This is a genomic window from Archangium violaceum (assembly GCF_016887565.1).
Classification (GTDB): domain Bacteria; phylum Myxococcota; class Myxococcia; order Myxococcales; family Myxococcaceae; genus Archangium; species Archangium violaceum_B.
In genome coordinates this window covers 4,849,951-4,875,000 of record NZ_CP069396.1, presented here as the reverse complement: position 1 = coordinate 4,875,000, position 25,050 = coordinate 4,849,951, and the positions used below count along the sequence as shown (strand labels likewise).

Below are 25,050 nucleotides of genomic sequence, written 5' to 3'. Positions count from 1 at the left end.
GTCGATGTCGAAGATGGCCACGCCCCGCCGGGCCCGGGCCTCCTCCACCACCGCCTGGGAGCTCCCGTAGAAATGGCCGTGGACCTCGGCCCATTCGACGAATTCGCCCCGCTCGATCCGCTCCTGGAAGGAGGTGACGTCCACGAAGTGGTAATCCACCCCGTCCTGCTCCCGGCCTCGCGGCTTTCGGGTGGTGACGCTGATGGAGAAGATGCCATCCGGCAGCTCGCCGAGCAGACGGCGCGCCAGGGTGGTCTTCCCCGTCCCCGACGCCGCGGAGAGGACGAGCAGGATGCCGGGCTGCAATGAAGTGGACTCGTTCATTCGACGTTCTGAACCTGTTCGCGGATGCGCTCGACTTCTGCCTTCATCGACACCACTCGCGCGGAGATCTCCGCATGCTGGCTCTTCGAGCCCGTGGTGTTCACCTCGCGGTGCATCTCCTGGACGAGGAAGTCCATGCGGCGGCCCGATGGCTCGCTCCCCGCTATCATTTGGCGGAACTGCTCCAGGTGGCTCGCCAGCCGGGTCATCTCCTCGGCAATGTCCGTCCGCTCCGCGAACACAGCCACTTCCTGCGCCAGTCGCTGCTCGTCCACCGAGATGCCTCGCGCCAGCTCGGCCACCCGCTCGGCGAGCCGCTGCCGATACTCCTCTACCGACCGGGGCGACAGCTCCGCCACCTCCCGGCTCCAGCGCTCGATGAGCCCCAGCCTGGCTTCCAGGTCCACCCGGATGGCCTCGCCCTCCACCTGGCGCATCTGCTCCAGCGCTCCGAGCGCCTGAGCCAACGCCTCCTGGACCGCCTTCGAGGCTGACTCCACGTCCATGCCCCGCTCCTCCAGCCGCATCACCCCCGGCTGGTTCGCGACATGGGCCCAGCCCACCTCGACACTCACCCCGAGCGCCCCCGCTATCTCCCGGAAGGCCCGCGCGTACTCCCTCGCCAGCGCCACGTCCACCACCGGCACCGTCCCGGCCGCCGTCGCCGTCTGGCGCTTGATGAAGACCTCCACCGAGCCGCGGGCGAGCCGGTCCTTCACCTGCTTCACCACCACCGACTCCAGTGCCGCCAGCTCCCTCGGAAGCCGCGCCTTCACCTCACAGAACTTGTGGTTCAGCGAGCGCAGCTCGACCGAGAACTCCTCGTCCCCTACCCGGGCGCGTCCCGCGCCAAATCCCGTCATGCTCTTCAGCATTGGCGGCTTGCTAGGCCCTTCCGGCCAGCAGGTCAAGCCACCTGCGCGGATCCTCTCTGCTATGGTCCGCCCCCCGATGGTCTGGCACAAGCGGCTCGAGTCCTGGGCGAAGCTGGCACTCGCTCTCGTGGCTTCCGTCCTCCTCTGGCGCCCTGGTCGCCGGCGGAAGGCCGGAGCTCCCCTCCCCTCCCCCAAGCGCGTCCTCCTCGTCCGTATCGACAACCGGGTCGGCGAGGCGCTCCTCACCACCCCCCTCCTCAGCTCCCTCAAGGCCTCCCCCCACCCCCCGGAGGTCCACGTCCTCGTCCACTCCAAGGTCGCCCGCGTCCTCTCCGGCCACCCCCACGCCGACCGCATCATCCCCTTCGACCGGCGGCTCCTCTGGCTCGGCGCCCTCTCCCCCGGCATCCGCTCCCTGCGCCGCGAGCGCTATGACGTCGTCGTCGACTGCTCCAACTGGTCCACCCCCTCCGTCACCTCCGCCCTCATCTCCCGGCTCGTCGGGCCTCGCGCCATCGTCATCGGGCCCCACCAGTGGCCCGTTCATTACCTCCACTCGCTCTCCGTCCCCGCTCGCTCCGATTCCCCTCGCGAGCTGACGCAGCGCGTCCACCTGCTCTCACCCCTCCTCCAGGGCCCTCCCCATGAGCTGATGTCCTTCCGCGAGCCCCTCATCAGTGACTCGTTCCGTGCTTGGCTCGAGGCGGGCTCGGGCTCCCCCCGCGCCGTGGTCAACCCCGGCGGGCGACTCGGCTGGCGCCGCATCCCTCCCGAGGCCTTCGCCTCCGCCGCCCGCGCATTGATCGCCTCCGGTCGCACCCCCATCGTCACCTGGGGCCCCGGAGAAGAGGAGCTCGCTCGCTCCGTCGTCGCCTCCGCCCCCGGCTCCCTGATGGCTCCCCCCACCAGCATCGACGAGCTCGCCGCCCTCATGCGCTCCGCCGGCCTCACCGTCTGCAACAACACCGGCCCCATGCACCTGTCCGTCTCCCTCGGGGCTCCTACCCTCGGGCTCTTCCTCCGCATGGACATGGCTCGCTGGGGTCACCCCCACCCTCCTCACCGCATGGTCGACCTGACTCCCGTCGTCGACTCCGGTGGCGATCTGGAAGCTCGTGTCTTCGAAGAGGTGCGCTCTTTCGCCAACGGGTTGTCCTCTCGGGCCTCCGCCCACAGAGGTCAGTAGCGGCGCGCCGAGGTGTTCAACAGCTCCGGTACGGTGTCCCGGATGGGGTACGCGAGATGGCAGTTCTCGCAGCGCAGTTCGTCCGGGTCGGTGCTCTCGAGGGTTGAACCCGGGGCTCGGGTACCCTCACCCCGACCCTCTCCCGAAGGGAGAGGGAGGGTTGGTGTTGATGTCGGGGCTTGGGCTGGGGTCAGTCGCCCCTTGCAGCGGGGACAGGCCCATGTCGCGAGGAGTATGTCGGGGAGCCTCATGCTCGCGCTCCTACTTCGTTCCTCGCTCTGACTGCAGCCTCTTCGCCAGCTCCGTCGTGCTGTGATTCTTTGGATCTCCCGCCACCGCCACCCGCCCCCCGTAGGCCTTTACCTCGTCCGCCTCGGGAATCGTGTCCGGCGTGTAGTCCGTCCCCTTCACGTGCACGTCCGGCTTCAACGTCCGGATGATGGTCCTCACGTTCGGCTCGTCGAACACCACCACCCGATCCGTACACGCCAGCGCCGCCACCATCTCCGCCCGCTCTCCCTCTGGAATGTGGGGTCGGTCCGGCCCCTTGTACGCCCTCGTCGACGCGTCCGAATTCACCGCCACCACCAGGTAGTCCGCCAGCTCCTTCGCCCCCTCCAGATAGCGCACGTGCCCCACGTGGATCAGATCGAAGACCCCGTTGGCCAGTGCCACCGTCTTCCCCTCCGCCCTCCAGCGCTCGCGCTGCTCCACCACCTCCGACAGCCTCCCCACCTTCTGGCTCGTACTCACCTCGCGCCCCTCAGCTCGCCCAGCAGCTCGTCCCGCGCCACCGTCGCCGTGCCCAGCTTCTGCACCGCCAACGACCCCGCCACGTTCGCCAGCCGCGCCGCCGCTCCAAAGCTCCCCCCAGCCGCCAGACCCAACGACAAGGCCGCGATCACCGTGTCCCCCGCCCCCGTCACGTCCACCGCTTCCTTCGCTCCGTGCACCGGGATCTTGTCCACCCCTCCCGCCGCATCGAAGAGCGCCATCCCGTGCCGGCCCCGCGTCACCAGCAGCGCCTCGCACTTCAACCGCCGCACCACCTCGTGCCCCGCCTCCACCAACTCCTCCTCCGTCCTCAACGGCCGGCCCACCAGCGCCTGCAGCTCCGGCTCGTTCGGCTTGCACACCGTCACCCCGGAGAACGCCATCAGGCTGTACCGGCTGTCCACGCACACCGGCAGCCCTTCCGCCGCCAGCTTCCGCAGCGCCTCGCGCATCTCGTCCCCCACCACCCCCGCCCCATAGTCCGACACCACCACCGCGTCCGCGTCCTTCGCCGCCTCCTCCACCCTCTTCACCAGCGCTCGTCTCAGCCTCGGCGGCAAGGGGCCCCTCTGCCCCCGGTCCAGCCTCAGCATCTGCTGCCGCGTCGTGCTCAACCCGCCCGCCAGGATGCGCGTCTTCGTCTCCGTCTCCACGCCCCTCGCACTCACCGCGCTCAGCTGGATTCCCGCCTCGTCGAACAGCTTCCGCAGCGCTCGCCCCATCTCGTCCGCCCCCAACACCCCCACCGCCGTCACCTGTCCCGACAGCGACCGCACGTTCGCCGCCACGTTCGCCCCTCCCCCCAGCTTCACCTCCGAGGACTCGTGACGCACGATCAGCACCGGCGCCTCCCGGCTCACCCGGTCCGTCTGGCCGTAGATGTAATGGTCGGCAACCAGATCCCCTACCAGCAGCACCCTCCGGCGCGCGAAAGCCAATGGAAGCTGGGCCAGGGTCGGTATCGCTCGGGCGGGCAGGACGGCAGCCATGGCGGCGCGTTGTCCCACAGCGGCACCCCGTCGACAAGCCGACCTTTTCCTACCCGAGCCCGAGCGCCCGCCGGAGGTGCGACTCTCCCTCCAGCACCTCCACCCCCAACCGCACCGTCCACGCCTCGAAGCCCCCAGGCAACCGCACCAGGTCCTTCTCCGTCGTCACCACCCGCGCTCCCAGGCTCGCCGCCCTCGTGCTCACCTCCCGCAGTTCCCTCCCCGTGAAGCGGTGGTGGTCCGGAAAGAAGGCCGTTCCCCTCACCTCGGTCCCCAGCTCGCCCAGCGTCCTCAGGAAGCCCCCCGGCCGAGCAAGCCCCGCCAGCGCCAACACCGCTCGTCCAGACAGCGTCTCCGGTGGGTGCCGCGTCCCCGACGGGTCCACCCACTCCGTTGGCCGATAGCGCGTCCTCACTCGCGGCGCTGGCAGTGGCGGCAGCTCCGGCCCCGGCACCGACGCGGCTCGCACCCAGAAGAGCGTGGCCCTCTCCAGGGCCGAGAGCGGCTCTCGCAGCGGGCCTCTCGGCAACATCCTCCCGTTGCCAAATCCCACCGCCTCGTCCACCACCACCACGTCCTCGTCCCTCGCCAGCTTCCGGTGCTGGAAGCCATCGTCCAGCAACACCACCTCCAGCCCGAACTCGTCCCTCGCCCGGCGCGCCAGCATCCGCCGATCCGCTCCCACCAGCAGCCTCGCCTCGGGGCAACGGCGCGCCAGCAGCAGCGGCTCGTCCCCTGCCTCCTCCACCGTCGGCAACGGCCCCTTCCCCGTGAACGTGAGCGGCTCCTTCGTGCCCCTCCCGTACCCTCGCGTCAGGATTCCCACCCGCCTCCCCTCCCTCACCAGCAGCTCCGCCAGGTACAGCACCGCCGGCGTCTTCCCCGTCCCCCCCACGTTCAGGTTGCCCACCGACACGACCCGCAGCCCCTCCACCCGCTCCCCTCTCCACAGGCCCGCGTCGTAGAGCGCTCCCCTCAGCCTCACTCCCGCCCCGTATCCCCAGGCCAGCGCCTCCAGCGGCGCCAACAGCGCCCTCCTCCCCCAGGACTCCGCCCTCCCCGGATAGAAGACCCGCTCGATGGCCGTCGGCCCTTCCCGCCTCGGCGCCGGCTCGCTCACCGCTCCTCCCTCGCCTGCGCGTACAGCGCGAGCATGTCCTCCGCGATCCTCGCGTTGCTCGGGTGCGCCACCAGCGCTCTCACCCCAGACTCCGACGCCGCCACCACCGCCTCGGGCGTCGGCTCCTCCACCAGCACGTCCGCCAGCGACGGCAGGTTTCCCTCCGCCACCGCCACCACCCTCACCCCGCAGGCCCTCGCCTGCGCCGCCGCCCTCGCGCTCCAGTCGTTCCCCAGGCCCAGCACCCAGACCTCGTCCAGCGCTCGCAGCCAGCGCGCGAAGGCCTCGCCTCGCTGGTAGCCCGCGAACGTCACCGCCTCCTCCAGCCCCAGCCCTCGCACCTGCTGGCGCACCGCCTCCACCTGCTCTCCATCCCCCACCAGCACCAGCCTCGCCCCCTCGTGCACCCGGCGCAGCCTCGCGAAGGCCTCCACTCCCACCCCGTGCCGCCGTGAGGCCTGGAACGTGGACACCATCCCCATCAGCGGCGCCCCCGTCAGCCCCAGCTCCCTCCGCAACGCCTCGCGCTCCTCCGCCGGCCGGAACATCCCATCCACCAGCGGCGGCAACACCCTCACCCGCCGGCCCAACAGCCGTGTAATCAATGACGACGCCGGCACCGTGTACGCGTCCGCGTACGGCAGCGAGGACCTCAGCGACCTCGGCGCATGCACCGAGCGGATCAGCACCGCACCCCTCGGCCTCGCCCACCTCGCCACCAGGTGGTCGTGCGTGAAGTGCGTGTGCACCACCTCCACGTCCCGGGCCCTCAGCCCGCGCATGTCCTTCCAGATCGCCCACGGCGGGGACTTCACCGACAGCTCCAGTCCTCCCTCGTCCAACAGGCCCAGCGCCTCGAGACGCGGTACCGCCGGCTCCTCCGCCGCGACCTCCTTCCTCCGGCGATCCACCGCCACCGTTACCTCGTGCCCCGCCTCCCGCTGCGCCAGCGCCAGCAACGCCACGTTCTCCGCCGGGCCACTCCAGAACGGACTCGCGAGCAGGTGGAGGATTTTCACGGTCATTCCTACCCTCACCCCGTCCCTCTCCCAGAGGGAGAGGGGAGGATTCGCGCCATCTGATCCACGTTGCGCTGGCTCGCCCCCGATATCTGCCTCACCGTCGTCCTCGCCAGTTCTCCCAACGACGTCACCGTCTCCGGCTTCGCCAACAGCTCCGTCATCACCCGGTACAGCTGGTCCGCGTCCTTCACCTGGATCCCTCCCCTCCCCACCAGCACCTGCACGCTGTCCCGGAAGTTCTCCATGTGCGGCCCGAACAGCACCGGTTTCCCCTGCCCCGCGGGTTCCAGGATGTTCTGGCCCCCTCTCTTCGTGAACGACCCTCCCACGAACACCAGCGTCGCCAGCCGGTACGCCCTCGACAGCTCCCCAATCGTATCCAGCACCACCACCCGCCCTCCCTCCTCGTTCCCCTTCGAGCGCAATCCCGCCCCCAGCCCCGCCTCCCTCGCCAGCGCCACGATCCTCCCCGCCCTCTCGATGTACCTCGGCGCGATCACCAACCGCAGATCCGGGTGCGCCTCCAGCAGCCGCCGGTACACCCCCAGCAGGTGCTCCTCCTCCCCCTCGTGCGTGCTGCCGGCGATCCACACCCGCTCCCCCTCCCTCAGCCCCAGCGCGCTCCGCAGCGCCTCGTCCTCCCTCCCCACGTCCCCCACCGCCAGCGCGTCGAACTTCGTGTTCCCCGTCATGAACACCCGCTCCCTCGGCGCCCCCAGTCCCAAGACCCGCTCCGCCTCGTCCTCTCCCCTCATCAGGAACAGATCCATGTCCCTGAGCGGATTGCCGATCAGCGAGAACAGCAGCCGGTACTTGCCCTGGTGCGCCGGCGAGAAGCGCCCGTTCGTCAGCGCCACTCGCACCCCCGCCCTCCTCGCCGCACGGATGAGGTTGGGCCAGATCTCCGTGTACTCGAGCACCAACAGGTCCGGCTGGATGGCCCGCACCGCCCTCCTCGTGGCCCCCCACAGGTCGTACGGCGCGTACACCACCCCGTCCACCTGCTTCGCCAGCCGCTCGCGCCCCATCATGTAGCCCGAGTTCGTCATCGTGGAGAGCACGATGCGGCATCCCGGAAAGCGCGCCCTCAGCGGGCCGAACATCGGCGAGAGCGCCAGCAGATCTCCCGCGCTCGCCCCGTGCATCCAGATCGTCGGCCCGGGCCCTCGCGCCGGCAGCTCCCCCCGCGCGTAGAAACCGAGCCGCTGCCTCAGCCCGTGCCGCGTCTTGCGGTGCAGCGACAGCACCGGGAAGAGCACCGCGAAGAGCACATAGCTGGCGAGGACATAGAGGAGTCGCATGGGAGCTCGGGCCGCGGACCCTCTACCAGATGCCCCCTCGCCCCGCAGCACACACCACCGCCCCCTCCATTCCCCCCACTCACGGACAGAACGTCATCTTCTCACCTTTTGTGAAAACGTTAAAAACATAATTTATCAGTAATCCTTGAAATCATTGGAGTCATTTGGCACACTGCTTCCCGTCTCTGAGGCAACAGAGACACAGGAGGCAGCACAGTGGAGAATCGGATCCGCGGAGTCATTGGAATCGCGGCCCTGTCGATGATGATGGGCGCCTGCAACGAGAACACCGCCCCTGCGGGCGACAAGCCGGCGGGTGTGCGGACGCTGGCCTCGGCCCTGGGCAACAACAACATCGTGGACGCCGAGAAGGACGGCACCGCCCGGTTCATCACCGGCGAGCTGGGCACCCTGCCCGCGTCCCTGTCCGCCGAGGCCGCTCTCACCGCGGACCTGGGCCCCGCGCTGGCGAGCATCGCGCCCCAGTTCAAGCTCGACCCGTCCAACCTCATCCTCAAGCGCGCCTACGCCGATGCGCAGGGCGACCTGCACTACCGCTATGGCGTGCTCCACAACGGGCGGGCCATCATTGGCGGCGAGCTGCGCCTGCACGCGCGTGCCGGGAAGATCTTCGCGGCCAACACCAACGTCCGTGGTGACCTGGTAGGCCCCGAGAAGGCGTCCGTGGCCCCCGAGGCCGCCATCAGCGCCGCCGCCGAGGACCGTCTGGCCCCCCAGTCCCCCAGCGTCGCGGGTGAGCCGTCGCTCTCCTACTTCCGCGCTGGCGACAAGCTGGTCCTGGTCTACGAGGTCCGCCAGACCGGTACGCAGGCCGACGGCACCCCGGTGGACGACTCGGTGCTGGTGAATGCCATCGACGGCTCGGTCGTGGAGCGCATCCCGCACATCCACACCGCCCTGAACCGCAAGCTGTACGACGGCAAGACCCTCTCCACCCTGCCGGGCACCCTGACGCGCTCCGAGGGTGAGGCGGCGGTCGCCGACACCGTGGTCAACACCAACTACGACCACCTCGGCACGGTCTACAGCTGCTACAGCACCCTGTTCGCCCGTGACTCGATCAACAACGCGGGCGCCACCCTCATCAGCACGGTGCACCACCGCGTCAAGTACGTGAACGCCTTCTGGGACGGCACCCAGATGGTGTACGGCGACGGCGACAACGTCACCGCCACCAACCTGGCCAACTCGCTGGACGTGACCGCCCACGAGCTGACCCACGCGGTGACGGACAACGAGTCGGACCTCATCTACTCGGGTGAGTCCGGCGGCCTCAACGAGTCCATGTCCGACATCTTCGGCGCCGTGTGCGAGTGGTACGGCGACGGCAAGGTCGTCAGCGACCGCACCTGGCTCATCGGCGACGACGTGTGGACCCCGGCCACCCCGGGCGACGCGCTGCGCTACATGGCCAACCCCACGCAGGACGGCGACTCGCTGGACTACTACCCGGACTACGCCTCGGGCGTGGACGTGCACTACAGCTCGGGTATCTCCAACCTGGCCTTCTACCTGCTGAGCCAGGGCGGCACGCACCCGAAGGGCAAGACCACCCAGGCCGTGGCGGGCATCGGCATCGAGAAGGCCGCGCGCATCTTCTACAAGGCCAACGCCGACATCATGACGCCGAGCACCACGTTCGAGCAGGCCAAGGTGGCCACCGAGCAGGCCGCTCAGCAGCTGGGCTACGACGCGGCGACCATCGCCTCCGTCTCCAACGCCTGGAAGGCCGTGGGCGTGGGCGTGCCCGTGCCTCCGCCGGTCAACACCCCGATCGAGAAGAACGTGCCGGTGACCGACGTGGCCGGCGCCAAGGGCTCCAAGCAGTACTACAGCTTCACGGTGCCCGAGGGTGCCACGGACCTGACGGTCAGCATCGCTGGCGGCACGGGTGACGCGGACCTCTACGTGCGCTTCAACAACGCGCCGACCACCACCCAGTACGACTGCCGTCCCTACAAGTCCGGCAACGCGGAGACCTGCACCTTCGCCGCTCCGTCCCAGGGCACCTGGTACGCGCTGCTCAACGGCTTCAGCGCCTACACGGGCGTGACGCTGTCGGTGACCTGGAAGGGCGGCTACGTGCCCATCGAGGAGGGTGTGAAGCTCTCCGGTCTCTCCGGTGTCGCTGGCTCGGACCAGGTCTACAAGCTGCCGGTGGTGACCTCCACGAAGGCCAATACCCGCACCGACCTGTTCGTGATCATCTACGGCGGCAAGGGCAACGCGGACCTCTACGTGCAGCACGGCTCGGCCCCCAAGGCGTACGAGTACGAGTGCCGCGGCGTGAGCGAGCACAACCTGGAGATCTGCCGCATCAAGGGCGTGCGCGACGGCAACTACTACATCCAGGTCTTCGGCGCGAAGGGCGGCTACGAGGGTCTCAACCTGGTGGGCAAGACCAACACGGTGCGCGTGCGCCCCGGCCACTACGACCGGGATGACTTCGGTCTCGGTGATCTCATCGGCCTGGGCATCAACATCAACGACTGATCGCAGCTGACACGGGTCCGGGGGCGAAGCGTGGCTCCCGGACCCGGATTCACCCTCGGGTGACAAGGGACACCGCGCCGATGCTGGGCGGCGCGGGGTTCCCAACCTGAAGGGGCTGTACCAAGAACGGCTACTCCCGTGTGTTTCGGGGGTGGCCGTTCGACTTTGCGGGACACGGGGCTCGGCAACGGTGGGGAGCACGGGGATGCTTACCCTCACCCTTTCCCTCTCCCAGAGGGAGAGGGGTTGATGCACGGTGTCAGTTGCTTCTCGGGAGCACTCTCACCGGGCTCGGGACGATCCAGGGGCGCCATGTCGTCCCGAAGAAGCTCCCCGGCGCCCTCGCCCAGACCTCCACCTGCACCGCTCCCTCCTCCACCAGTTCCACCGACCGGCCATCCGGTCTCAGCCTCCCCGACCCCCACACCTCGATTCGCACCTGCTCTCCCGCCTCCGGGGGGAGTCGCACCGTGAGCACCTGGCCCACTCGGGCCTCCCGGCTCTCCGCTTCCAGGCCCTCCAACGCGAAGCCCTCGGGTTCGCCCAGCGCCCGGAAGGCGCACACCGCCCCTCCACTCGCGAGCCCCTTCACCACCACCTCGGCCGCCGCATGTGCATCCTCGGGCAGCACCCCAGGTGGCTCCCCCTCCGCGGGCGGCAGGTACACCGCCAGCGCCCGGAAGACATCCTCGTAGCGCGGCAGTCCGTGCGCGTCGTGCGAGCACAACGCCACGCGCGGCTTCTCCCGCTCGAGCTCCAGCAGCCGCGCCGTGGACCCGGGTTGTGGCTCGACCAGCATCATCACCCCGTGCACCGCCTGGCCGAAGGACGCCCCCACCGCCGGCAACAGCCGGCTGAACGGGTGGCTCAGCGCCTCCCGGAAGAACGTGTCCGCGGAGTAGAGCTCGAAGCCATCGGCCCGCCTCGCGGCCTCCTCGTGCCGCCACGGGTTGCGCTCCTGCACCGGGTGGGCGAGCACGCTCACTCCTCCCGCCTTCTCCACCGCCGCCTCCGCCTCCCCTCCGTCCATCCACGGCCGCACGCCCTCCAACGGGCGCTTCATGCCGAACGCCACGAGGTGGCCGTGGTCCGTCGAGATCTCCACGCCCGGCACCAGCAACACCCCGTCCATGAAGACGGGCTCGCGCGGTGCGAAGTCGTTGTGGTCCGTGAGCACCACGAAGCGCAGGCCCGCCGCCTTCGCCGCCGCGGCCACCTCCTCCACCGTGCCCCGCCCGTCCGAGCGCGTCGTGTGCACGTGGAAGGCCCCTCGCACCCACTCCGGCGCCCCCTCGTGGGGCGGCACCACCGGGTACTCCGCGAAGGAGGCCGCCAGGGTGAAGAACCCCGCCACCCCCAACAGCAGCAACACCAGCCCCAGCAACGCCCGGAGCAGCTTCCCCACCACCACCGCGGGCTTCACGCCGCGCCCCGCTCCGGCGCCGCCGTCTGCAACGCCCACAGCCGCGCGTAGCGGCCTCCCTCCTTCAGCAGCTCCGCGTGACTGCCCCGCTCCACCACCCGCCCCGCCTCCACCACGCACAACACGTCCGCGTCCACCACCGTCGACAGCCGGTGCGCGATGACCAGCGCCGTGCGTCCCGGCAGCACCGCCGCCAGCGCCGCCTGCACCTCGCGCTCGCTCTCCGGATCCAGGCTGCTCGTCGCCTCGTCCAGCACCAGCACCGGCGCCCTCGACAGCACCGCCCGCGCGATGCACAGCCGCTGCCGCTGCCCTCCGCTCAGCTTCACGCCCCGCTCGCCCACCCGCGTGTCATACCCCTCCGGCAGCGCCCGGATGAAGCCGTCCGCGTTCGCCACCCGCGCCGCCGCCTCCACCTCCTCGCGCGTGGCGTCCGGCCGCGCATACCGCAGGTTGTCCAGCACGCTGCCCGAGAAGAGCAGCGGCTCCTGCGTCACCAGCGCGAACTTCGCCCTCACGCTCGCCGCCGTGTAGCGGTCCACGTCCACCCCGTCGAAGAGGATCCTCCCCTCCTGGGGGCGCTCGAAGCGCAGCAGCAGGTTGGTGAGCGTGCTCTTGCCTCCACCGCTCGGCCCCACCAGCGCCACCACCTTCCCCACCGGCAGCTCCAGCGTCAGCCCGTCCAGCGCCCGCCGCTCTCCATACGAGAAGCGCACGCCCTCCACCTGGATGCCCTTCTCCAACGCCGGCGCGGCCGTGGCCCCCGGCATGTCCTCCACCGGGTGCTTCTGGTCCAACAGCGCGAAGAGCCGCTCTCCCGCCGCGCCCGCCTGCATCGCGAACTGCGTCACCCGGCCCAGGTCCTTCACCGGCTGGTACACCAGAATCACCGCCGTGAGGAACGACAGCAGGGACTCGGGCTCCATCGCGTGGGTGGCCGCCGCGTAGGCCAGCGCTCCCGCGAGCGCCGCCGCCGCCAGCACCTCCATCACCCCGGGCACCCCGCCCCGCGCCCACGCGGCCTTCACCAGGGCCCGCTCGTGCGCCGTCGCGTGCGCCGAGAAGCGCGCCAGCTCCGCCGCCTGCCCGTTGAAGGCCTGGATGGTGCGCATGCCGCCCAGCCCCTCCTGCAGCTGCCCCGCGAGGTGGCCCAGTTGCACCTGCCCCTCGCGCGTGCCCTTCAGCGCCTTGCGCGTCAGCCTCGAGGCCGGCAGCGCCGCCAGCGGTAGCACGCACAACATCACCCCGCCGAGCATCGGACTGAGCGACAGCGCCACGCCCGCCAGCACCACCACCTGGAACGAGTCGCGCAGGTACGAGCCCACCGTGTACATGGCGGCCACCTCCACCGCCTGCACGTCCGCGGAGAAGCGGCTGAGCAGATCTCCCATCCGCTCGCGCGCCAGCTGCGCCGGAGACAGCGAGGTGAGGCGGATGAAGAGCGCCTTCCTCACGTCCGCCGCCACCTTCTGGGCGAAGTAGCCCATGAAATAGAACTGGCCGAGGTACCCCACGCCCTTCAACACGCCCACCGTCACCACCACCACCGGGAAGCCCCAGAGCGCGGCCTCGCGCGGGAGGCTCGACAGCCAGGGCACCGGCTGCGCGCCCCCGAAGCCCTCCGAGCCACCCGACAGCAGGAAGCGCAGCGCCGGCCCCATCAGGTACGCGTACGCCCCCGTGGCCAGGCCCACCACCGCCATGCACGCGAAGGCCGCCACCAGCACGCCCACGTGCGGCCGGGCGAAACCCAGCAACCTCCACAACGACTTGTGCATCACCGACCTACTTTGCGCAGCGCGGCCTTCGCGAGCTTCGCGTTGGGGTTGAGCTCGAGCACCTTCAGCAGCTTCTTGCGAGCCCCGGATTCGTCACCCATCTCGCTATCGATGATGGCCGAGATGATGATCGCCCGCTCCAGGTACGGGTTGAGCGAGAGCGCCTTGCGGAGCACCTTCTGCGCCGCCTTCGCCCGGTCCTCGCGCGGCCCCGTTCCCGCCAGGAACGTGGCCCATGCCAGGTACGAGTAATACTCGGGCTCCTGCGGGTTGAGCGTCACCGCCTCCTCGAAGTGGATGAGCGCCGAGCGGTACTGCTTGCGCTTCAGCGCCGCCTCTCCGCGCCGCAGGATGATCTCCGCGTCCACGTTCACCGTGGTGGAGCGCCCCACGTCCATGCGCGACATGAGGTACTGCAGGTACGCCTTGCGCTTCTCCTCCACCGACAGCACCCGGTAGGCCGCCGACAGCTTCTCCTGCACCGAGTCCAACAGGTCCTTCGTCTCCGAGGTGTCGAACTCGGCGTAGCTGTCCGGATGGAAGCGCGTGGCGAGCTCGTGGTAGGCGCGCTCCACGGCCTCGGAGTCCGCGGCGATGTCCAGCCCCAGGCAGCGGAAGTAGCTGCCGGTGATGATCTTCACCGCGCCCTCGCGCAAGGACGCCTCCGTCTCCGGCGGCAGCGGCTTGCGCTTGCGCGGAGCGATGGACTCCGGCACGGCCACCACCTCGCCCGGTCCGGTCGCCACCGGCGTCGGGGAGAAGCCCACGCAGCCCGTCAGCTTGAGGAACCACAGCAGCGAGTACCCGCGCCGCAGATCTCCCCGCCCGTGCGCCAGCAGGTCTCGCAGCGCGATGCGCCCGTTCACCTGCATGGCGATCTTCAGGTCCTCCGTGTTCATCCCCAGCGCGCCCAGATCCCTTCCGAACTCGGGCGTGCGCACCGGGAACTCCGCCTGGTGCGAGCGCAGCGGGGCCGCCATCACCTTCAGCGGCAGGGCCCGCCGTGCCCCATCCAGGATCGGCGCCAGCGCCGGCGTCTCCACCGTGGCCACCTCGGCCTGGAACTCCTCGCCCGGGTAGAAGGCGTAACGGCCCTCGCGCATGCCGATGACCTGGGCCAGCCGATCGCTCGTGTATTCGCGCAACAGTTGGAGCAGCTCCTCGCCCGCCGCTTCCACGCCGGCCTCGGCCAGTGCCGCGCCAATGCGCAGGCCCGAGCCCAGCGCCTGCACCACCCGCTCCGCCTGCACCTCCGTCACCACCTGACGCTGCAGCAGGTAGTTGGGCAGCGCGTCCTGTCTCGCGCTGGAGTCGTAGTTCACCGCGCCGCCCCGGGCGAAGAAGACCCGCCGCGTGAGATCGCGGTACGCCACCACCAGCACGCCATCGCGGCGCAGCCGGTACAGCGACACCAGCAGCGCCGGCAGCGGGAAGCCCTTGAGCTCCCCGCTCACCACCGCCGGGCGCGCCAGCATGGCCCGCACGCCCTTGAGCGGGACTTCGTTGCGCGTGGAGCTGGTCGCCAGCGACTGCAGCTTGCCCACCAGCTCGCCCGGCTTGAGCGGGTCCGCCACGTAGGCGTTCACCTTGAGATCCAACACCGCCGCCACCCCGCGCGCCCGGCCCAGGTGCCCCTTGTCGATGGCCACGATGGGCACGCGCGCCCCCTGGCTGTGGTTGCGGATGAGGTGGCCCACGTGCGCCCCGTCCAGGCGCGGCATGTCCACGGCCACCACCACCATGTCGGGGTTGTCGGCGACGAAGTGCTCCATCGCCGAGCCGGGATCGCTCACCGCACGCACGGTGAACCCGGCCTGAGACAGCAACCCGGTGAGGTGCTCCAGAGTGGGCGGATGGCTCTCGGCCAGAAGAAGCGTCTTCAAGGGCCGCCGAGTGTACACATTCGGCCCGCGTGCATCAGTCAGGAATCTCGTCCGCTCGCCCTCCAGCGCGCCCTCACCCGGCGACGCGACTCGCCCGGCTGCCCGGCGAGTGGAGGGCCTTCTCTCCGGGAGTGAAAGACTTCAAGCAGGCCGTCTCCACGAGCGGGGCGCGGCCTCCTTGAAGCGGCACCGGACCGCCCCCACCTTGGCGGTGGAGGTGCCCCATAGCCCAGGAAAAATCCGACGTCTTCGAGAGAGAGGGAAAGAGGCGAAGCGAGACCTCCAACGGCACGCCCGGACGAGCGAGAATCCGAAGCATCCCGGCGAGGCCACCTCCCCCGAATACGAGGGCACGGAGCCGAGCGACTGAGCGACGAGGTCCCGATGAAGGCGGAGACGACGTGGCGTGGCTACACCCTGCGGCGGGCCCGGCCCGATGAGCTGACCAGGTTGCCGGAGCTCGAGCACCTCGCCGCGCAACAGTTCCTCCAGTCGGCACATCCCTTCATCGCCCAGGCGGACGCGCAGACACCCGAGCAGCTGCGCGAGTACCAGCGACAGGGCGGCGCGTGGGTGGCCGTCGCGGCGGACGGGGAGGTCGCGGCCTTCGCCCTCTGCAAGGAGGTGGATGGCACGGCCTACCTCGCGGAGATCGACGTGCACCCGGCCCATGCGCGACAGGGACTGGGCCAGGCCCTCTTCGAAATGGTGAGGCAGTGGGCGCGAGAGGAAGGCTACCGGACCCTGCTGCTCACCACCTTCCGCGACGTGCCCTGGAACGCCCCCCTCTACGAGCGCTGGGGCTTCCGCGTCATGCGGGACGAGGAGGTGGGCCCCGGCCTGCGCGCCATCCGCGAGAACGAGACGCGCGCGGGATTACCCGCCGCGAGCCGTGTCTGCATGGTGCTCGCACTGGACACGCCGCCCCTGGCGTGACGGCCTTGGAGAGGCTCACTCCCAGAAGATGTCGAACTCACAGTCGAGCAGCCCCGTCTGTCGCCCGATCACCTTCACGGGGCGCAGGTGCTCCGAGCCGAGCACCGCCAGCATCAGTCCCTCGTGGAACGGACAGGGCATGAGCACACGCTTCAGGGTGATACGGGCGCTCGTCGGCCCCCTCCACGCCAGCGTGTGCTCGCCGAAGCTCACCGAGACCCGGTAGGCCGTGAACACGGCATCCAGACGGCTCCGCATGTCCCCCGTGTTCATCATCGCCAGGGCCTTGCCCGCCGCGGAGCCCTGGAGGTCCACCATCGCCTGCTTCCCGAGCGCTCTCAGCGCCTCCTCGACAGTTCCGTACCGCTCCGCCAGGGGCAACAGCACGGTGGAGACCATCCGGAGGTACGTGACGATGGGATAGCTGAAGAAGTCGACGAACTTCTCCTCGCCCCCCGCGGCCAGGCAGCGCCGCAGCTGCTTCTCGCAACCGAGTCCTCGTGCGAACCGCAACAGACCGTTGCAGAACATGCCGCGAAGGGTGTCCTCCGGCCTCACCATGGAGATCCGCCGCGCGAAGTCCCGTGCCCAGAACTCCGCGGACCGACCCACCACCGCAGCCTCGCTGTCCTGCAACATCGGTCGCCCCCTCTGTCGCGATTCAGAAAGCACGATCACAGCCAATTCCGGATCAACCAGACGCACAGGGAAACGCTTCCATGTCTGGACCCAGAAGTCGATCCCACCCCCCGGCGACCGGGGGAGATGCCCCTTACTCCTTTTTTCTCAGAACACAAGAACCAAGAGCCAGGGTCAGCCTCGCGCGACTCGTGAGCGCCTGACACATCTGAGGAGGCCCCTCACGAGCGCCCATGCCCTCCTCTTCCCAGTACATGCGACGGGTCTTCCTGCTCCTCCTGCTGAGTGTGTCCTTCGCCGCCCAGGCGGCCGAGGTGACTCCCGAGTCCTTCCTCGTCACGCACAACGCACAGGCGGTGCGGCTGAACCAGACAGCCATGAGTGTGCTGCTGGGTTGGGCGGTACTGAACATCGGCACCGGCACGGCGGGGCACTTCGCCACCCAGGGCGAGACCCAGGCCTTCTTCCAGGCCAACGCGGCCTGGAACGTGGTGAACCTGGCCATCGCGGGCTTCGGCCTCCACGGGCAGCTCACGGCCACGCCGGAGACGTGGGACCTGGCGCGCAGCCTGGCCGAGGGCCAACAGATGGAGAAGGTGCTCCTGCTCAACGTGGGACTGGACGTGGGCTACATCGCCTTCGGAGGATTCCTGCTGGAGCGCGGACTGCACAGGGACTCGGCGAGGCTGCGCGGGTGGGGCAAGAGCCTGCTGCTGCAAGGCGGCTTCCTGCTGCTCTTCGACGCGGTGCTGTGGGGGCTCAACTGGCGCCTGAATACCCAGCTCACCGCCCGGCTGGTGCCCTCTCCCAACGGCGTGGGGCTCATGCTGACGTGGCCGTGAGCGGCGCTTCGGGTAGGATGCGCGCCGCTTCCCATGTCCCCAGCCCCCCAGATTCTCGTCGTGGCCGGCGAGGCGTCCGGTGACGCCCACGCCTCCGAGCTCGTCGCCGCCCTCAAGGCCCGCCGTCCGGACCTCACCTTCTTCGGCATGGGAGGCTCGCGCCTCGCCGCCCAGGGCGTGGAGCTCCTCTACGGCGCCCACGAGGTCAACGTCATGGGCATCACCGAGGTGCTGCCCAAGATTCCACGCATCCTCCAGGTGATGGGCGGGCTGGCCCAGGCCGCCGCCGAGCGCCGCCCCGCCTGCGCCATCCTCGTGGACATCCCCGACTTCAACCTCCGGCTCGCCGCCCGCCTCAAGAAGCTCGGCATCCCCGTCGCCTACTACGTCTCGCCGATGATCTGGGCCTGGCGCCGCGGCCGGGTGAAGACGATCGCGAAGCTCGTGGACCGGATGCTCTGCATCCTCCCGTTCGAGGAGGACTTCTACCGCGAGGCCGGTGTCGCCGCGCGCTACGTGGGCAGCCCCGTGGTGGAGCAGATGCCCTCCCCCGCCAGCGCCGCCGCCTTCCGCCAGAAGCTCGGGCTGCCCGTGGAGACGCCCACCCTGGCCCTGCTGCCCGGCAGCCGCATGAGTGAGATCCGCCGCATCCTCCCCGCCATGGTGGGTGCCGCGAAGCAGCTGGTGGCCGAGCGCCCCGGGCTCCAGGTCGTGGTGCCGGTGGCGCCCACCATCCCCCGCGAGGAGATCGTCTCCCGCTTCGAGGGCAGCGGCGTGCAACCCGTGCTGGTGGAGGGCAAGGCCCCCGAAGTCGTGGGCGCCAGCGACGCGGCCATCGTGGCCTCGGGGACGGCGGCCCTGGAGGCGGGGCTCATGCAGCGCCCCTTCGTGGTGGTGTACCGCGTCTCGCTCGTCACCTACCTCGTGGGCCGGCTGATGTTGAAGGTGGCGCACGTGGCCCTCGTCAACCTGCTGGCCGGCCGCCGCGTGGTGCCCGAGCTCCTCCAGGGCGACATGACACCCGAGCGCATCGCCAGCGAAATCCGCCGCCTGTGGGTGCCAGGCACACCACGCGAGGAGATGCTCCAGGGGCTGGAGGAAGTGCGCACCCGGCTCGGGGAGCACGGAGCCGCCGGCCGGGCGGCCGAGTCGGTGCTGGAGCTGCTCCCCCCCGCCGCGAAAGTCTAGAGGCGGACACCACGCCGCTCTGCTATGTCCCGCCGCGCGATGAATCCAGCGCTGGTTTGCATCCCCACCTACAACGAGCGGGACAACCTCGAGCCCATCACCCGAGCGGTGCTCGCGGCCGATCCTCGCGTGGACATCCTCGTCGTCGACGACAACTCCCCGGATGGGACGGGGAAGCTGGCCGACGAGCTGGCGGCGAAGGAGCCGCGCATCCGCGTCCTGCACCGCGAGAAGAAGCAGGGCCTGGGGCGTGCCTACCTCCATGCGTTCCGCGTGGCGCTCGACGCGGGCTACACGTACATCCTCGAGATGGACGCGGACTTCAGCCATGACCCGCGCTACCTGCCCACCTTCCTGGACACGGCGCAGGGCGGCGCGGACCTGGTGCTGGGCTCGCGCTACGTGAGCGGCGGCGGCACCGTGAACTGGGGCGTCGGCCGGAAGATCATCAGCCGGGGCGGCTCGCTCTACGCGCGCTCCATCCTGGGCGTGGGCACGAGGGACCTGACCGGCGGCTTCAAGTGCTTCCACCGGCGGGTGCTGGAGTCCATCGACCTGGAGGCGGTGAAGAGTACCGGCTACGCGTTCCAGATCGAGCTCACCTACCGCACCCTGAAGAAGGGCTTCACGGTGAAGGAGATCCCCATCGTCTTCGAGGACCGCCGCGTGGGGCAGTCGAAGATGAGCCGGAAGATCTTCCTCGAGGCCCTGACGATGGTGTGGAAGCTGCGCCTCACGGTGTAGAGGGGCGTATGTCCGAGCAGCTGTCCTTGTTCCTCGTGTCGCTCCCGGCGGTCCTCTTCGTGGTGGATCCGATCGGCGTGGTGCCCATCTTCCTGGCGATCACCGCGGGTGACTCGGAGGAGAAGATCCGGAGCACGGCACGGCGCGCGTGCGTGGTGGCGTGCTCGCTGCTGATCTTCTTCGCCATGTTCGGCGGCATCATCTTCAAGGTGTTCGGCGTGTCGCTGGGCGCCTTCCGGGTCGCGGGCGGCATCCTGCTGCTCATCACCGCGCTGGACATGCTGAGGGCGAGGCCCTCGGAGACGCGCACCACGCCGTCCGAGACACAAGAGAGCGTGAAAAAGGAAGACGTGGCGCTGGTGCCGCTAGCGATGCCGCTGCTGGCGGGCCCGGGCGCCATCGCCACGGCCATGGTGCTGATGGCCCGTGGCGGGGATGATCTGCTGTCGGCCGTGCCCGTGCTGGTGGCGATCGTCCTCACCTTCGTGACGAGCTACTTCGTGCTGCGCGCCGCCGGCTTCGTGCAGCGCGTGCTCAAGCAGTCGGGCGTGGCCATCCTCGAGCGCGTGATGGGGCTCATCCTCGCGGCCATCGCGGTGCAGTTCATCGCGGACGGAGGCAAGGACCTGCTCCGGGAGAAGGAGGAGCCGGTCCAGACGTCTCAGAGGCCCGAGGCGACCCAGCCGCCGCCGTCCCTGCTCACCGCGCCCTTGGCCTCTCCGCCCAGCGACAGCTCGTTGGGGGCCGCGAGCTGAGCGTCGTAGATGTAGCCATTGCCCCGGGGCTGGAGGAAGAGCACCACGGCCTTCATGGTGATGTCCTGCACCGCCCTGTAGTTGGGGCCGCCGCACGTGGGATCGCCCTGGAAGAGGCGCTCCAGCATGCCCTGCTCGGGCCGGCGCACGAAGACGAGCACCTGCGCGGGCCCGTCACTCCCCTGCGCCGACAGCTCGGACAGGAGACCCTGCGACACCCGCTCGCGCATGAGCGTCTGGACCAGCTCGCACTTGCCGGCTTCCTCGGTGGGGTTGATGAGGGCCTCCGGCGAGTGCATGCAGCCAGTGGCGGCGAGGGCGATCAGGGCAGGCGGCACGAGTCGCTTCATCCGTCGGAACTCCTTGGAGGGGGACATCACAGCTTCCGCCACTGTGGCGGAAAGGGGGTGGAGGAAAGGGCCGGGGGTTCCACGGCCAGGATGTATTCGGCGCGCCGGTTGCCGGGCTCGTCCGTCTCGTCGGGCGTGGGCACGCGCGGGGACTGCTCGCCGAAGCCCTCGTAGAAGATGGGCAGCTTCAGGCCCTTCTTGCGCAGGTAAGCCGCGATGCCCCGGGCGCGCTTCAGGGACAGCTCCCGGTTGGCCGCCGTCTCCCCCACCGTGTCGGTGTGCCCGAGGATGTAGAGGCGCATCTGCGCCAGGCGGCCGTAGCGAGACACCGCGTCGGCGATGAGCGCGTGGCTGGCGTCCAGCTTGCGCCGCTCCCCCGCGGGCACCTCGGCGCTGCCGGAGGGGAAGTTGATCTCCTCGTGGGGAATCTCCACCCGCCAGGGGAAGAGGTCCACGATGCTGTAGAACTCCGAGGTGTCGAAGGCCTTGATCGAGATGCTCAGCACCCGGCCCTCCGCCGCTGGCCACTTCACCTCGAGCGGCGTGCCCGCGGGAGCGTTCTGGAAGGGCACCTCGCCGTCGAAGGCCTTCTCGCCGGTGTCCATCAGCACCGTCACCTGCGCGCGCGAGGCGGGCCGGGACAGCCTGAAGCGCAGCTTGCGCCCCGCCACGTCCACGTCCTCCGGCGCCACCGTCAGCTGGGGAGGCCCGAGCAGCTCCGTGTCGAAGGACAGCGGCATCGAGGCCTCCTGGGAGTCCGGGAAGCGCACCACCAGCTCGCCCTCGTAGTGGAAGCGGCCCTCGGGCTGCTCCAACGAGAGGGTGCGCGTCACGCCCGGCTCGCCGCCGCCCTTCACCCGCACCTCGTGGCCGTCACCCCGCTTCAGCTTCAGCTCGAAGCCGGCGATGGGCTCCTCGATGTGCACCTGCAAGGCGGGCAGGCCCTTTCCGACCGCGGCCCGGGGCTGGAGCGACACGCGCACCGCGTCCGCGAGCGCGCACAGGGGAGACAGGGTCAGACACAGCAGGAGCAGGCGGGTGTTCATGCGGGGTGGTCACCTCCGGGCCGAGGCACACCCTGTCCGGGCCGCGCCCCTCGTGCAACGCGAACCCGGGTCGGGTCCCGGAGCAGTGTCCGGAACAGGCCCTTGGGCTGCGAGCATTCCACACAGGGCCAAGGATTGACGACCCTCCTCGTGGGCCTCTCCCTGGACGGCGGGGAGGCAGGCACTCGTGGGCGGACGGGAGGGCCTCAGGACACGCCGACGAGGGTGATGCCCACCTTGTCGGCCGCCCGGAAGAGCTCCGGCGCGTCCAGCAGCACCGTCTTGCCCGCCTCCAGCGCGAGCACCTTCGCCCCCACCTCCTGCATGACCTCCAGGGTGCGAGGCCCCACCGCCGGCAGGTCGAACCGCAGGTCCTGCCCCGGCTTGCAGCGCTTCACCACCACGGCCCCCGCCCCGCCGTACTTGCCGCCCCGGCGGATGGCCTCGTCCGTGCCCTCCACGGCCTCCAGCGCGAGCACGTGGCCACCCCGCACCACCACCGTCTGCCCCACGTCCGCCTGGCCCAGCAGCAGGGCCACCTCGCGCCCCAGCGCCACGTCCTTCTCCTGCGCCGCGTTCAGCACGGGGCCCGCCAGGTGGCCCGCGGGGCACAGCGCCTGCGCCAGCCAGTCCGTGGGGGCCACGATGGTGATGCCATGGGACTCGAAGTAGTCCGCCACCGCGCGCAGCAGCGCGTCGTCCCGGAAGCTGCGCAGGCGGGAGATGATGCGCACCGCGCCCAGGTCCGGCCTCGCCTCCGTGAACGCGCGCACCCGGCCGATCCCTCCGGCCATCGCCGCCCGCTTCACGCCCGCCTTGGAGAAGGCGCGGACGATGCGGTCCACCTGCCCCAGCCGGACCCACGTCAGCTCGGCGACCTCGGCCTCCAGGGCCGGATCCGCCTCGCCGCGATGGGCGACAGCGACCACCTCCAGCCCCTGCTCCCGGGCCGCGCTCGCGAACAGGAAGGGCAACCGTCCGTTGCCCGCGATGAGGCCGATGCGCTCCACGGTCACGTCAGCGCGTCAGGCCGCGCTTGCTCTGGCTGATGAAGTCCACCAGGTAGTCGATCTCCGGGTGGCCGCCCATGTCCGTCTTCAGCCGGGCCAGGGCCTCCGCCAGCTGCAGCTTCGAGCGGAAGAGCACCTTGTAGGCCTCCTTGATGCGGCCGATCTGCTCCTCGTTGAAGCCGTGCCGCTGAAGGCCCACCACGTTGAGGCCGGCCAGCTCCGCCCGGTCTCCCTGCGCCGTGCAGTACGGGGGCACGTCCATGGTCACCATGGAGCCACCCGCGATGAAGGCGTGCTTGCCCAGCCGGGTGAACTGGTGCACCGCGGACAGGCCTCCGAGGATGACGAAGTCCTCCACCTGGACGTGCCCGGCCAGCGCCACGCTGTTGGCCACGACGCAGCCGTTGCCCACCAGGCAGTCATGGGCCACATGGCTGTAGGCCATGAAGAGGTTGTTGTTGCCCACCCGCGTCACGCCGCCCCCACCGACCGTGCCGATGTTGAGCGTGGCGGACTCGCGGATGGTGTTGCCGTTGCCGATGATGAGCTGGGTGTCCTCGCCCGCGTACTTCAAATCCTGCGGGGCCCCGCCCACCGAGGCGAACGGATGGATGACGTTGCGCTCGCCCAGCGTGGTGCGACCGTCGATGACGACGTGGGGGCCCACGCGTGAGCCCGCGCCAATCGTCACCTTCTCGCCGATGACGGCGTAGGGGCCGACCTCCACCGTCTCGTGGAGGCGAGCACCGGGATGGACCACCGCCGTGGGGTGAACCTGCGCCATGGTGAGCCTCCTCGCCTGCTCAGGACGCCTCGGGCTCCGAGCCGCCCGTGTCCTTGTTCTTGTCCTTGTCCACCACGGTGGCCATGAACTCGCCCTCGGCCACCCTCACCCCGTCCACCGTGGCCGTCCCCTTCGTCTTCCAGATGGCGCCCTTGTGGCGGACCACCTCGACGGTCAACAGGAGGCGGTCTCCCGGCACCACCGGCTTGCGGAAGCGGGCGCCATCCACGCTCATCAGGTACGACACCATCTTCGTGGGGTCCATCTGCGCCGTCTTGTAGGCGAGGATGGCCGACACCTGCGCCATCGCCTCCAGGATGAGCACCCCCGGCATCACCGGGTGACCGGGGAAGTGGCCGTTGAAGAAGGGCTCGTTCATCGTGACGTTCTTGTAGGCCGTGATCTTCTGGCCCGGAACGATCTCCACCACCCGATCCACCAGAAGGAACGGATAGCGGTGGGGCAGCAACTGCTGGATCTCCTGGATGTCCATCATCCGCCCTTCTCCTTCTTCTCGAGCGTCTCGACCCTGCGACGCAGGGTACGCACTTCCTTGAGCAGATCGCTGATCTGCCCGAGTGCGGCCGACATGCGCAACCACTCTCTGTGTGGCATGGCCGGGCTGCCGCTCACCACCTGTCCGTCCTCCACGTCGTGCGCCACCCCGGACTGGGCGCCGACCTTGGCCAGGTCTCCCACCCGGATGTGACCCACCACGCCCACCTGCCCCGCCAGGACCACGCCCGTGCCCAGCTCCGCCGAGCCGGACACGCCCGCCTGCGCGCAGATGAGCGACAGCGGGCCCACCTTCACGTTGTGGGCGATCTGCACCAGGTTGTCGAGTTTCGACCCGCGGCCGATGACCGTCTCGCCGATCGTCGCCCGGTCGATGGTGGTGCAGGCCCCCACCTCCACGTCGTCCTCGATGCGGACGATGCCGGCCTGGGGCACCTTGAAGTGCTCCGGCCCGCTCTCGCCCTCCGGGTTGAAGGCGAAGCCGAACCCGTCCGCGCCCACCACGCTCGAGGCGTGGAGGATGACGCGCGCCCCCACCTGACAGTGCTCGCGCACCGTGACGTTGGGGTACAGCAGGCTGTCCTCGCCGATGCTCGCGCCCTCGCCCACGTAGGCGCCGGGGAAGAGCACCGCGCGGGCGCCAACGGTGGCGTTCTTCTCCACCGTGGCACCAGCCATCACCGCCGCCTCCGGGTGCACGCGCGCCTCGGAGTGCACGTGCGCGCCGGGCCGCACTCCCGCCACGTACGACGGCCGGGGGTGGAAGAGGCTGGAGAGCTTCGCGAAGGCCAGGTGCGGATTGACCACCCGCACGAGCGACACGCCCTCGCGGACGTCCGTGTCCGGACCCACCAGCACGGCGGAGGCCCGCGAGGCCTCGTACTGCCGGCGATAGCGCGGGTTGCCGTAGAAGGAGAGCTCGCCAGGCACGGCCTCGGAGAGCCCGTTGAGGCCGGTGATCAACAGGCCGGCGTCTCCGACGAGCTCACCGCCCACATGGGCGGCGAGCTCCCCGAGCCGGCGGGGGGTGGGTGCTTGCACGGGAGAAGGC

The 25,050-nt window shown here is 69.9% G+C and carries 24 protein-coding genes and 1 pseudogene (1 of these 25 only partly in view); 7 read left to right on the top strand and 18 right to left on the bottom strand.

From position 1 onward, the window contains the following. Positions 1–324, bottom strand: the 5' end (the start) of a protein-coding gene (gene gmk, locus JRI60_RS20030; protein ID WP_204227460.1) for a guanylate kinase. 324 nt of this gene lie to the left of the window's left edge; only the first 324 of its 648 coding nucleotides appear in the window; the start codon lies at positions 322–324; the stop codon falls past the left edge of the window. Continuing rightward, complete coding sequence (locus tag JRI60_RS20025; RefSeq protein ID WP_204227459.1) at positions 321–1,199, bottom strand: YicC/YloC family endoribonuclease; 879 nt, start codon at positions 1,197–1,199, stop codon at positions 321–323. The genes gmk and JRI60_RS20025 overlap by 4 nt, the downstream gene beginning before the upstream one ends. Positions 1,200–1,275: 76 nt before the next feature. On the opposite strand from JRI60_RS20025, the gene JRI60_RS20020 reads away from it, so the two are divergent. Next, positions 1,276–2,385, top strand: a complete 1,110-nt coding sequence (locus JRI60_RS20020) for a glycosyltransferase family 9 protein (protein WP_204227458.1) — start codon at positions 1,276–1,278, stop codon at positions 2,383–2,385. Here JRI60_RS20020 and JRI60_RS55120 read toward each other — a convergent pair. From JRI60_RS55120 to JRI60_RS19990, 6 genes are read right to left on the bottom strand one after another with little or no spacing between them, the layout of a single operon-like run. Then, a complete protein-coding gene (locus JRI60_RS55120) occupies positions 2,379–2,636 on the bottom strand; it encodes a Trm112 family protein (protein WP_204227457.1) in 258 nt (85 codons plus the stop codon). The genes JRI60_RS20020 and JRI60_RS55120 overlap by 7 nt on opposite strands. Positions 2,637–2,646: 10 nt before the next feature. Beyond that, positions 2,647–3,138 carry an adenylyltransferase/cytidyltransferase family protein gene (locus tag JRI60_RS20010; RefSeq protein ID WP_204227456.1) on the bottom strand — a complete coding sequence of 164 codons (492 nt, stop codon included), beginning with the start codon at positions 3,136–3,138 and terminating at the stop codon, positions 2,647–2,649. Then, on the bottom strand, positions 3,135–4,148 hold the full coding sequence (locus JRI60_RS20005) for a bifunctional heptose 7-phosphate kinase/heptose 1-phosphate adenyltransferase (RefSeq protein WP_204227455.1): 1,014 nt from the start codon (positions 4,146–4,148) through the stop codon (positions 3,135–3,137). The genes JRI60_RS20010 and JRI60_RS20005 overlap by 4 nt, the downstream gene beginning before the upstream one ends. Positions 4,149–4,197: 49 nt before the next feature. Further along, complete coding sequence (lpxK, locus tag JRI60_RS20000; RefSeq protein WP_204227454.1) at positions 4,198–5,268, bottom strand: tetraacyldisaccharide 4'-kinase; 1,071 nt, start codon at positions 5,266–5,268, stop codon at positions 4,198–4,200. Continuing rightward, complete coding sequence (locus JRI60_RS19995) at positions 5,265–6,287, bottom strand: glycosyltransferase (protein ID WP_204229018.1); 1,023 nt, start codon at positions 6,285–6,287, stop codon at positions 5,265–5,267. The genes lpxK and JRI60_RS19995 overlap by 4 nt, the downstream gene beginning before the upstream one ends. Positions 6,288–6,301: 14 nt before the next feature. Further along, positions 6,302–7,591: a 3-deoxy-D-manno-octulosonic acid transferase gene (locus JRI60_RS19990; RefSeq protein WP_204227453.1), complete on the bottom strand. Its 1,290-nt coding sequence runs from the start codon at positions 7,589–7,591 to the stop codon at positions 6,302–6,304. Between the two features lie 261 nt (positions 7,592–7,852). Here JRI60_RS19990 and JRI60_RS19985 point away from each other — a divergent pair, with 261 nt between their 5' ends. Beyond that, a complete protein-coding gene (locus tag JRI60_RS19985; RefSeq protein ID WP_204229017.1) occupies positions 7,853–10,105 on the top strand; it encodes a M4 family metallopeptidase in 2,253 nt (750 codons plus the stop codon). 259 nt (positions 10,106–10,364) lie between these two features. Here the strand turns inward: JRI60_RS19985 and JRI60_RS19980 are convergent, their stop codons facing one another. From JRI60_RS19980 to JRI60_RS19970, 3 genes are read right to left on the bottom strand one after another with little or no spacing between them, the layout of a single operon-like run. Beyond that, positions 10,365–11,528 carry a PHP domain-containing protein gene (locus JRI60_RS19980; protein ID WP_239470619.1) on the bottom strand — a complete coding sequence of 388 codons (1,164 nt, stop codon included), beginning with the start codon at positions 11,526–11,528 and terminating at the stop codon, positions 10,365–10,367. Further along, positions 11,525–13,306 carry an ABC transporter ATP-binding protein gene (locus JRI60_RS19975; RefSeq protein ID WP_204227452.1) on the bottom strand — a complete coding sequence of 594 codons (1,782 nt, stop codon included), beginning with the start codon at positions 13,304–13,306 and terminating at the stop codon, positions 11,525–11,527. Before JRI60_RS19975 ends, JRI60_RS19980 begins: the two co-directional genes overlap by 4 nt. Further along, the gene (locus JRI60_RS19970) at positions 13,306–15,189 is read right to left on the bottom strand and encodes a DUF4388 domain-containing protein (RefSeq protein WP_204227451.1); all 1,884 of its coding nucleotides are present in this window, start codon (positions 15,187–15,189) and stop codon (positions 13,306–13,308) included. Before JRI60_RS19970 ends, JRI60_RS19975 begins: the two co-directional genes overlap by 1 nt. Positions 15,190–15,573: 384 nt before the next feature. On the opposite strand from JRI60_RS19970, the gene JRI60_RS19965 reads away from it, so the two are divergent. Further along, positions 15,574–16,125 (top strand): GNAT family N-acetyltransferase, encoded by a 552-nt coding sequence (locus tag JRI60_RS19965; RefSeq protein ID WP_204227450.1) that lies wholly within the window; start codon positions 15,574–15,576, stop codon positions 16,123–16,125. 15 nt (positions 16,126–16,140) lie between these two features. Here JRI60_RS19965 and JRI60_RS19960 read toward each other — a convergent pair whose 3' ends face one another. Then, positions 16,141–16,764 carry a TIGR02265 family protein gene (locus JRI60_RS19960; RefSeq protein ID WP_204227449.1) on the bottom strand — a complete coding sequence of 208 codons (624 nt, stop codon included), beginning with the start codon at positions 16,762–16,764 and terminating at the stop codon, positions 16,141–16,143. Between the two features lie 233 nt (positions 16,765–16,997). Between JRI60_RS19960 and JRI60_RS19955 the strand changes: the two genes are divergently transcribed. The 4 genes and pseudogenes from JRI60_RS19955 to JRI60_RS19940 form a co-directional block, all read left to right on the top strand. Then, the gene (locus tag JRI60_RS19955; protein WP_204227448.1) at positions 16,998–17,606 is read left to right on the top strand and encodes a DUF6992 family protein; all 609 of its coding nucleotides are present in this window, start codon (positions 16,998–17,000) and stop codon (positions 17,604–17,606) included. 33 nt (positions 17,607–17,639) lie between these two features. Next, positions 17,640–18,794, top strand: a complete 1,155-nt coding sequence (gene lpxB, locus JRI60_RS19950; RefSeq protein WP_204227447.1) for a lipid-A-disaccharide synthase — start codon at positions 17,640–17,642, stop codon at positions 18,792–18,794. A 39-nt stretch (positions 18,795–18,833) separates the two neighbouring features. Continuing rightward, positions 18,834–19,538: a polyprenol monophosphomannose synthase gene (locus JRI60_RS19945; RefSeq protein WP_204227446.1), complete on the top strand. Its 705-nt coding sequence runs from the start codon at positions 18,834–18,836 to the stop codon at positions 19,536–19,538. Positions 19,539–19,546: 8 nt separating this feature from the next. Continuing rightward, positions 19,547–20,173, top strand: a pseudogene (locus JRI60_RS19940) (MarC family protein); the annotation flags it as partial. Positions 20,174–20,199: 26 nt separating this feature from the next. Here JRI60_RS19940 and JRI60_RS19935 read toward each other — a convergent pair. From JRI60_RS19935 to lpxD, 6 genes are all read right to left on the bottom strand, one after another. Next, positions 20,200–20,643, bottom strand: coding sequence for a hypothetical protein (locus tag JRI60_RS19935; RefSeq protein ID WP_204227444.1), 444 nt, complete (start codon positions 20,641–20,643; stop codon positions 20,200–20,202). Between the two features lie 26 nt (positions 20,644–20,669). After that, the gene (locus JRI60_RS19930; RefSeq protein WP_204227443.1) at positions 20,670–21,689 is read right to left on the bottom strand and encodes an OmpA family protein; all 1,020 of its coding nucleotides are present in this window, start codon (positions 21,687–21,689) and stop codon (positions 20,670–20,672) included. 206 nt (positions 21,690–21,895) lie between these two features. Next, complete coding sequence (locus JRI60_RS19925; protein ID WP_204229015.1) at positions 21,896–22,699, bottom strand: LpxI family protein; 804 nt, start codon at positions 22,697–22,699, stop codon at positions 21,896–21,898. Between the two features lie 7 nt (positions 22,700–22,706). Continuing rightward, complete coding sequence (gene lpxA, locus JRI60_RS19920; RefSeq protein WP_204227442.1) at positions 22,707–23,483, bottom strand: acyl-ACP--UDP-N-acetylglucosamine O-acyltransferase; 777 nt, start codon at positions 23,481–23,483, stop codon at positions 22,707–22,709. 19 nt (positions 23,484–23,502) lie between these two features. Continuing rightward, complete coding sequence (gene fabZ, locus JRI60_RS19915) at positions 23,503–23,976, bottom strand: 3-hydroxyacyl-ACP dehydratase FabZ (RefSeq protein ID WP_204229014.1); 474 nt, start codon at positions 23,974–23,976, stop codon at positions 23,503–23,505. Then, positions 23,976–25,040 (bottom strand): UDP-3-O-(3-hydroxymyristoyl)glucosamine N-acyltransferase, encoded by a 1,065-nt coding sequence (lpxD, locus tag JRI60_RS19910; protein WP_204227441.1) that lies wholly within the window; start codon positions 25,038–25,040, stop codon positions 23,976–23,978. Before lpxD ends, fabZ begins: the two co-directional genes overlap by 1 nt. Positions 25,041–25,050: the final 10 nt, after the last annotated feature.

Coding starts and splice junctions, on each gene's coding strand:
- JRI60_RS20005 (WP_204227455.1), bottom strand. CDS start 4,148: ATGGCTGCCGTCCTGCCCGCCCGAGCGATACCGACCCTGGCCCAGCTT.
- JRI60_RS19990 (WP_204227453.1), bottom strand. CDS start 7,591: ATGCGACTCCTCTATGTCCTCGCCAGCTATGTGCTCTTCGCGGTGCTC.
- JRI60_RS19930 (WP_204227443.1), bottom strand. CDS start 21,689: ATGAACACCCGCCTGCTCCTGCTGTGTCTGACCCTGTCTCCCCTGTGC.
- JRI60_RS20020 (WP_204227458.1), top strand. CDS start 1,276: ATGGTCTGGCACAAGCGGCTCGAGTCCTGGGCGAAGCTGGCACTCGCT.
- JRI60_RS19965 (WP_204227450.1), top strand. CDS start 15,574: ATGAAGGCGGAGACGACGTGGCGTGGCTACACCCTGCGGCGGGCCCGG.
- JRI60_RS19935 (WP_204227444.1), bottom strand. CDS start 20,643: ATGAAGCGACTCGTGCCGCCTGCCCTGATCGCCCTCGCCGCCACTGGC.
- fabZ (WP_204229014.1), bottom strand. CDS start 23,976: ATGGACATCCAGGAGATCCAGCAGTTGCTGCCCCACCGCTATCCGTTC.
- lpxA (WP_204227442.1), bottom strand. CDS start 23,483: ATGGCGCAGGTTCACCCCACGGCGGTGGTCCATCCCGGTGCTCGCCTC.
- JRI60_RS19975 (WP_204227452.1), bottom strand. CDS start 13,306: ATGCACAAGTCGTTGTGGAGGTTGCTGGGTTTCGCCCGGCCGCACGTG.
- JRI60_RS19985 (WP_204229017.1), top strand. CDS start 7,853: ATGATGATGGGCGCCTGCAACGAGAACACCGCCCCTGCGGGCGACAAG.
- JRI60_RS19955 (WP_204227448.1), top strand. CDS start 16,998: ATGCCCTCCTCTTCCCAGTACATGCGACGGGTCTTCCTGCTCCTCCTG.
- JRI60_RS19960 (WP_204227449.1), bottom strand. CDS start 16,764: ATGTTGCAGGACAGCGAGGCTGCGGTGGTGGGTCGGTCCGCGGAGTTC.
- JRI60_RS20025 (WP_204227459.1), bottom strand. CDS start 1,199: ATGCTGAAGAGCATGACGGGATTTGGCGCGGGACGCGCCCGGGTAGGG.
- lpxB (WP_204227447.1), top strand. CDS start 17,640: ATGTCCCCAGCCCCCCAGATTCTCGTCGTGGCCGGCGAGGCGTCCGGT.
- JRI60_RS55120 (WP_204227457.1), bottom strand. CDS start 2,636: ATGAGGCTCCCCGACATACTCCTCGCGACATGGGCCTGTCCCCGCTGC.
- JRI60_RS19945 (WP_204227446.1), top strand. CDS start 18,834: ATGAATCCAGCGCTGGTTTGCATCCCCACCTACAACGAGCGGGACAAC.